A 7,124-nucleotide genomic window follows, 5' to 3' on the forward strand; every position below is an offset into this window, starting at 1 on the left:
GCGGCGTCCTTGGCATACGCAGGCTGGCGCCGACAGGCAAGGCGGCGACGCCAGTTTCCGGGGCGATTCAGCCGACGTTCTGCTTCAGCAGGCGCTGCTTTTGCCGGTTCCAGTCGCGTTTCGCGTCCGTGGCGCGCTTGTCGGCCAGCTTCTTGCCCTTGGCGATGCCGATCTGCAGCTTGGCGATGCCGCGGTCGTTGAAATAGAGCTTCAGCGGCACGATCGTCATGCCCTGGCGCCGGGTCGCGTTCCAGAGCCTGGCAAGTTCCCGGCGCGACACCAGGAGCTTGCGTTTGCGGCGCTCCTCGTGGCCCCAGGTCTTGGCCTGGACATAGGCGCCGATATGGCCGTTGATCAGCCACAGCTCTCCATCCTCGACCGACGCGTAGCTTTCGGCGATGTTCGCCGATCCTTCGCGCAGGCTCTTCACTTCGGAGCCCATGAGCACGATGCCCGCCTCGAGGTCCTCCTCGATCGCGTATTCGTGCCGGGCGCGCCGGTTCTCGGCGATCAGCTTGGAATTCGGGTCTGCATTCTTGGCCATGATGGGCAGGAGATAAGGATTGCCGGGCCCGCTGTCCAGTCGCCTGCCGACGCTTCCAAGTTCCGGTGGCGCCGCCTAGACTTGGCGCGCCAACCGGAGGCCCGCCATGTTCCTGCAGATCGCGCTCGGGACGCTGTTGATGCTGGTGACGATCGTCATCGGCGGGTTGAGCCTCTGGGGCCTGGAATACGTGCTGGAACGCGCGGGCGGCTGGCTTCGGCGGGAACCGCACCGGCCGAAGATGATGCTGGTGCTCTGCGTCGCGGCGACCTGGGCGATGTGGAGCGTCACCATGGCCGTCTGGATCTGGGCTCTGACGCTGTGGGGGCTGGGGATCTTCATCCACCTCGAGACCTCGGTCTACTTCTCGCTGGTGGCGTTCACGACGCTGGGGTTCGGCGACCTGCTGCTGCCGCAGGAATGGCGCCTGCTGGCGGGGATGGCGGCGGCGAACGGGCTGCTGAATTTCGGCCTGGTCACGGCGACGCTGATCGAGGCGCTGCGGCACGTCCGCAGCGGCCAGATCGAGGCGCGGCGGCGCAAGCCGTGAACCGGCGGAGCGCGCCAGGGCGCGCAAGACCAATCTGCGATGGGGGCGCTGCCCCCATCCCCCCGGGATATTTCCGCTCAGAAGAAAGGCAGGCGCCTGTCTACTTCAGGGAGGGTATGAGGCGGGGTGGGGCGCGTCCGATGGCAACCGGGCGCGCGCCCTGCAAATGTGGTGGGCCTCAGTTCACGAGGCCGGCGTGGCGCATGGCGTCGTCGATCTGGGCCATGGTCGCCTCGGAGACGCCAAGGAGCGGCAGGCGCACCTCGTTCTCGACCATGCCGAGCTTCGACAGGCCGTATTTCGCCCCGGCGAGGCCGGGCTCGAGGAAGATCGCCGTGTGGAGCGGCATCAGCCGGTCCTGGTAGTCGCGGGCGGTGGCGTAGTCGCCCGCTTCCATTGCCGCCTGGAATTCGGCGCAGAGGCGGGGGGCGACGTTCGCGGTGACCGAGATGCAGCCGACGCCGCCCTGGGCGTGGAAGCCGAGGGCCGAGGCGTCTTCGCCGGTCAGCTGGCAGAAGTCGCGGCCGCAGTGCTGGCGCTGCTTCGATACGCGGGCCACGTCGCCGGTCGCGTCCTTCACCCCGATGATGCGGGGCAGCTTTGCCAGCTGGCCCATCGTTGCGGGCGTCATATCGACGACCGAGCGGCTGGGGATGTTGTAGATGATGATCGGCAGGTTGGTGGCGTCGTGGATCGCCTTGAAATGGGCGTAGAGGCCGGCCTGCGTGGGCTTGTTGTAATAGGGCGTGACCACCAGCGCCGCGTCGGCGCCGTTCGCCTCGGCGTGCTGGGTCAGGCGGATCGCCTCGGCCGTGCTGTTGGAGCCGGTACCGGCGATCACGGGCACGCGCCCGGCGGCGGCCTTGACCACGGCGGCGACGACCTGGTCGTGTTCCTCGTGGCTGAGCGTCGGGCTTTCCCCGGTCGTGCCCACCGGCACCAATGCCGAGGACCCCTCGGCGATGTGCCATTCGACGAGCTTCTTGAGCGTGTCGAAGTCCACGGCGCCGTTCTTGAACGGCGTGACGAGGGCGGGGATGGATCCCTTGAACATGACACGCGTCTCCTTTTCGCAGGGTGCGGGCGGCCCTTGACCCGAGTCGCGCCCGCGCAAATCCGGCGCAACCTATCCCCGGGAGAGGAACTTGCCAAGGTCGGCTCTTGCGGTGCGGCGCGGGGGCGTTAGAATCCGCGGGCCCGCCCTCCACGCATCGCGCCGGCGCCCCCGGCTGACCCACCCGAAGTGACGGAAAAATCCCCGTGATCCGACGCGCCTTTCTGGGCCTCGTGGCAAGTGCCGCGCTTGTCCTGCCCACCCTCGCCAATGCCGATCCCGAAGCCGACGCCCTGCGCGAATCGCTCGATCTCGTGCTGCGGCGCGACTGGGACGGGGCGGAGGCCGCGGCGCGGCCAGCCGGGCCGGTGGGGCGCGACGTGATCGAGTGGATGCGGCTGCGCGCGGGGCAAGGGACGCTGGAGGACTACGTCGCGTTCCTGCGCCGGCGGCCGGACTGGCCCGGCCTGCCGCTTCTGCGGGCGGCGGGAGAGAAGGTCCTTGCCGAGAGCGGCAGCCCGGACGAGGTGCGGGCCTATTTCGCCCATCACGCGCCGCAGACGGCGAAGGGGGCGATCGCGCTGCAGAAGGTGCTTCTGGCCGCGGGCGATCGCAAGCGGGCGGAGGCGGCGGCGCGCACAGCCTGGGCCACGCTGGTCTACGGTGCCGACGACCAGGAGGCGCAGCTTGCGCTGATGGGCAGGGTGCTTGTCGCGCATCACGTCGCGCGGCTCGACATGCTGTTGTGGGAGGGCCGGCTGACCGAGGCCGGGCGGATGCTCGACCTCGTGGCCGAGGGGCCGAAGCGGCTGGCGCAGGCGCGCATCGCGTTGCAGTCGAACGCGCCGGGGGTGGATGCGCTGGTCGACCAGGTGCCCGCGCGCGAGGCGGGCGATGCGGGGCTGGCGCACGACCGCTTCATCTGGCGCTACTACCACGATTTCAACGACTCGGCCGAGGAGCTGCTGCTGCAACGCTCCACCTCGGTGGCAAGCCTCGGGCGGCCGGAGGACTGGGCCCGGGTGCGCGCGGCGCTGGCGCGCGACGAGATGCGCTCGGGCGATGCGAAGAAGGCCTACCGGATCGCGGCGAACCACCACCTGAAGGACGGGGCGGCCTATGCCGACCTGGAATTCGTGGCAGGCTATGTCGCGCTGATGCGGCTGAAGGATCCGAAGACGGCCTATGTGCATTTCACCCGGCTGGAGCGGGCGGTTTCGACGCCGATCAGCCTGGGCCGGGCCTATTACTGGCAGGGCCGGGCGCTGGAGGCGATGCGCCTGCCCGACAAGGCCGCCGCGGCGCTGCGCAAGGGCGCGCGCTATCAGTCGGCCTTCTACGGCCAGATGGCGGCGGAACGGCTGGGGCTGCCGCTGGACCCGTCGCTTCTGGGACACGAGCGCTATCCCGACTGGCGCCGCCAGCCGTTCCTGTCCTCCTCGCTGGTGCGGGCGGGGCTTCTGCTGGTGAAGGCGGGGGACCGGCCGCTGGCCACGCGGTTCTTCCTGCAGCTGACCGAGGGGCTGAAGACGGCCGAGCTGGGGCCGCTGTCGGACCTTGCCCTGGCGGTGAACGAGCCGCATATCGCGCTTCGTATCGCCAAGGCGGCGGCGGATCGCGGGGTGATCCTGCCCCGACCGTATTTCCCGATGTCCGACCTTGCCAAGCTGAAGCTGGCGGTGCCGCCGGCGCTGGCGCTGTCGATCGCGCGGCGCGAGAGCGAGTTCAACGTCTCGGTGATCAGCCCGGCCGGGGCGCGGGGGCTGATGCAGGTCATGCCGGGTACGGCGAAGCTGATGTCCGAGGCAATCGGAGTCGGTTACGACAAGGGGCGGCTGACAAGCGACGGCGACTACAACGCGCGGCTGGGGGCGGCCTACCTCGCGAAGCTGGTGGACGAGTTCGGCCCGGCGCTGACGCTGGTCACCGCGGGCTACAACGCGGGGCCGAAGCGGCCCGAGGCCTGGATCCAGGTGCTGGGCGATCCGCGCACGAAGACGGTGGACCCGATCGACTGGATCGAGGAGGTGCCCTTCACCGAGACCCGCAACTACATCATGCGGGTGTCGGAGGCCTACACGATCTACCGGGCCAGGATCGAGGGCAAGGCGGGGCGGATCCGGCTTTACGAGAGCCTGAAGGGCGAGTGAGGCCCGCGGTGGGCGCGCGCTGCGCCCCCGGCGATCGGTGCGTGCGGCGCGGTCGGCGGCGGGGGCGCTGCCCCCTGCACCCCCGGGATATTTGAGAGCAGAAAGGGGAGTGGGGCCGTTTCCTTATGCGGAGGAAGGTTCCGGGGGGCGCCGGGGAGGGCGTCATTGGTTCGCGGCAGGGGCGCGCCAGGGCTTCAGGCCGGTTCGACGTTCAGCCAGACCCCGCCTTCGGGCCGCAGGGTCAGGATCAGCACGGGTTTCGGATCGCGGCCCGGGACGCGGGTGAAGCGGAAGCGCGCGAGCAGGGTGGCGAGGATGATCACCGCCTCCTGGATCGCGAAGCTGGCGCCGATGCAGACCCGGGGGCCGTCGCCGAAGGGCAGGTAGGCGAAGCGGTCGATCGCCTTCGGATCGGCGAAGCGGTCGGGATCGAAGCGGTCGGGGTCGGGCCAGAGCGCGTGATTGCGGTGCAGCGCGTAGATCGGCAGCATCACCGTGTCGCCCGGCCGGACCTCGCGTCCGCAGATCGTGTCGGCCTTCTGCGCCGTGCGCGACAGGAACGCCGCCGGCGGATAGAGCCGCAGCGCTTCGTCGACGATGCGCCGGATGTAGGGGAGCGACGCGAGATCCGCCGCGGTCGCCGCGCGGTCCCCGAGCACGGCGCGCGCCTCGTCGCGGGCGCGGTCCTGCACCGCGGGATCGAAGGCGCAGAGGTAGAGCGACCAAGCCAGCGTCAGCGCCGTCGTCTCGTGCCCGGCTACGATGAAGGTGAGCAGGTTGTCGCGCAGCTCGGCTGTGGTCATTCGCCGGCCGGATTTCGCGTCGTGCCCCAAGAGCAGCAGGTCGAGGAGGTCGGGCACCCCCGTGTGGGGCGCCGTCTTGCGGGCCTCGATCGCGGCATCGGCAACGGATTTCATGTCGCCCATGGTGCGCTGGGTGAACATCCGGTTCAGCCGCGGCACCCAGTCGGGCAGGCCCAGCATGTCGAACAGCGATACCCTGGCCGTCTCGGCGATGTAGCCATCGATTGCGCGGTGCATCTCGTCGCGGTCAAAGCCCTCGCCGCCCGACAGCGTCACGTCCGAGATCACTTCGAACGTGGCGGTCACCATCTCGTGATGCAGGTTGGCCGCGCGGCCCGACTGGGCGGCGATCCGGTCCGAGGCGCGTTCGGCGGCGGCGGTCATCACCGGACCGAGGGCCGCGATGTTGCGGTGCGAGAAGACCGGCGCCGCGACCCGCCGCTGCCAGTGCCAGTGGGGACCCTCGGCGACGAACAGGCTTTCGCCGATCGCCGGGCGCAGGATCGCCTTGGTGACGTCGGACTTGGGGTAATCCTCGACCTTTTCCTTCAGGATCCGGCGGTTCGCCTCGGGGTCCATCACCATGTGCCAGCGCTTGCCGGTCCGGCCCGAGACGATCGGTTGGCGGGTGGCGATCTCGGGGATGATCTCCAAGAGGTTGCGCCGCGCATGCTTCAGCGACCCCCAGAGGCCGAGCGGCCGGGTGACGAGGGGGACGGACACCGGAACGGTCGGCGGGGCATCCCCTGCGGCGGTGGCCGCGGCGGCCCGCGGGACGGGCCTGTCCTCGATGAGGGTCATGGGCGTTCCTCCGTGGCTTTCACACAATATAGGCAAGGCGCCGCGCGCGGCAAAGGTGGCGGCAGTTGCGTGCCGGCGGCGGGCAGGCTAAGCGGGGAAAAAACGGGGAGAGAGAATGTTGCACGCCCTTCGCGCCCGGAAGCGCGCCACCCTGCGCGCGGTCGTGGCGGTAAGCTGTCTGTCGATGCTGGCCGCCTGCGCGGGCAAGGGCGACCTGAACAAGCCGCCGCCGCCGTTGGGGCAGTTCAAGCTGGGGCTCAACATCGTGGTTGCCGAAGGGGCGCAGAAAAGCCCCGTGTCGCGCGATGCCAAGGCGTCGGAATGGGAAGCCGCGCTGAAGAAGGCGATGAAGGACCGCTTTGGCCGCTACGACGGTGACCGGTTCTACGATTTCGGGATCAAGGTCGACGGCTACGCGCTGGCGCCGCCCGGGATTCCAGTGGTGCTCTCGCCCAAGTCGGTCTTGGTGATCACGGCCAACATATGGGACGACCCGACGCAGACCAAGCTGAACGCCAAGGGCAAGCAGTTCGTGGTGACAGAGGGGCTGAACGGCGAGACGGTGGTCGGCTCGGGCCTTCTGCAGAACCAGCACACGCAGATGGACCGGCTGGCGTACAACGCGGTGAAGAAGATCGAGGGCTGGCTTCTGCAGCACCCCGAGTGGTTCCCGGCCGAAGGCGCCGGCATGCCGGAAAATGCCGACGGCAGCCATGGGACCGTGCCGGCGAAGGAGCCGACCAAGGCGGAGCTGGCCAAGCGTGCGCGGGAGGCGGCCAAGGCCACGTCCGCGCCGGCGGCGGCCTCGGGCGGGACGGTGACGACGCTTTCCCCCACCGCAGCCGGCGGGTCGGCAGGCGCGAACACCGCCGCACCGGCCGCGACCAAGGCGACCACCCGGACGCGGACGTCGAAGGGGGCGTCAGGCAAGACTGTCCTGCCGCTTCCGATGGTCGACCAGACGCTGCCCTGACACCGGGCGGCGGTCAGGGGGATCGCAACCGCTCGGGGTATCGGCGGGGCAAGCCCGGCAGAGGCCTGCCGCGGCGGGCACAGGCCTCTGCAAATGGCCAAGTGGTGCTTGATTTTCCCCGCTCCGGCAGCTAAGTGGCGCCCGATACTGACCCGGGTCCGCTGCGACCCCCGAACTCACGAGGCGCTCGGCCAATGGCTAAGGCAAAGTTTGAACGGACGAAACCGCACGTCAACATCGGCACGATCG

6 protein-coding genes are annotated in these 7,124 nt (G+C 69.6%); 3 read left to right on the top strand and 3 right to left on the bottom strand.

Annotation, left to right across the window (positions count from 1 at the left end; genetic code table 11):
* Positions 1 to 67: 67 nt before the first annotated feature.
* Positions 68 to 544 (bottom strand): SsrA-binding protein SmpB, encoded by a 477-nt coding sequence (gene smpB, locus CVV76_RS08140; protein WP_102224123.1) that lies wholly within the window; start codon positions 542 to 544, stop codon positions 68 to 70.
* A 106-nt stretch (positions 545 to 650) separates the two neighbouring features.
* Between smpB and CVV76_RS08145 the strand changes: the two genes are divergently transcribed.
* Positions 651 to 1,094 carry an ion channel gene (locus tag CVV76_RS08145; RefSeq protein WP_102224124.1) on the top strand — a complete coding sequence of 148 codons (444 nt, stop codon included), beginning with the start codon at positions 651 to 653 and terminating at the stop codon, positions 1,092 to 1,094.
* Between the two features lie 178 nt (positions 1,095 to 1,272).
* Here CVV76_RS08145 and dapA read toward each other — a convergent pair whose 3' ends face one another.
* Entirely contained in the window at positions 1,273 to 2,148 is an 876-nt protein-coding gene (gene dapA / locus CVV76_RS08150) for a 4-hydroxy-tetrahydrodipicolinate synthase (protein WP_102224125.1), read from the bottom strand.
* A gap of 206 nt (positions 2,149 to 2,354) precedes the next feature.
* Between dapA and CVV76_RS08155 the strand changes: the two genes are divergently transcribed.
* Positions 2,355 to 4,298, top strand: coding sequence for a lytic transglycosylase domain-containing protein (locus tag CVV76_RS08155; RefSeq protein ID WP_233192771.1), 1,944 nt, complete (start codon positions 2,355 to 2,357; stop codon positions 4,296 to 4,298).
* Positions 4,299 to 4,492: 194 nt separating this feature from the next.
* Here the strand turns inward: CVV76_RS08155 and CVV76_RS08160 are convergent, their stop codons facing one another.
* Positions 4,493 to 5,902 carry a cytochrome P450 gene (locus tag CVV76_RS08160; RefSeq protein ID WP_102224126.1) on the bottom strand — a complete coding sequence of 470 codons (1,410 nt, stop codon included), beginning with the start codon at positions 5,900 to 5,902 and terminating at the stop codon, positions 4,493 to 4,495.
* Positions 5,903 to 6,017: 115 nt separating this feature from the next.
* On the opposite strand from CVV76_RS08160, the gene CVV76_RS25390 reads away from it, so the two are divergent.
* Positions 6,018 to 6,875 carry a hypothetical protein gene (locus CVV76_RS25390; protein ID WP_233192772.1) on the top strand — a complete coding sequence of 286 codons (858 nt, stop codon included), beginning with the start codon at positions 6,018 to 6,020 and terminating at the stop codon, positions 6,873 to 6,875.
* Positions 6,876 to 7,124 lie beyond the last annotated feature (249 nt).

This window comes from Acidimangrovimonas sediminis, from assembly GCF_002871005.1.
Lineage (GTDB): Bacteria > Pseudomonadota > Alphaproteobacteria > Rhodobacterales > Rhodobacteraceae > Acidimangrovimonas > Acidimangrovimonas sediminis.

Bases quoted from the DNA above. Each gene is read 5' to 3' on its own strand.
- smpB (WP_102224123.1), bottom strand. From the start codon at position 544: ATGGCCAAGAATGCAGACCCGAATTCCAAGCTGATCGCCGAGAACCGG.
- CVV76_RS08145 (WP_102224124.1), top strand. From the start codon at position 651: ATGTTCCTGCAGATCGCGCTCGGGACGCTGTTGATGCTGGTGACGATC.
- dapA (WP_102224125.1), bottom strand. From the start codon at position 2,148: ATGTTCAAGGGATCCATCCCCGCCCTCGTCACGCCGTTCAAGAACGGC.
- CVV76_RS08160 (WP_102224126.1), bottom strand. From the start codon at position 5,902: ATGACCCTCATCGAGGACAGGCCCGTCCCGCGGGCCGCCGCGGCCACC.
- CVV76_RS25390 (WP_233192772.1), top strand. From the start codon at position 6,018: ATGTTGCACGCCCTTCGCGCCCGGAAGCGCGCCACCCTGCGCGCGGTC.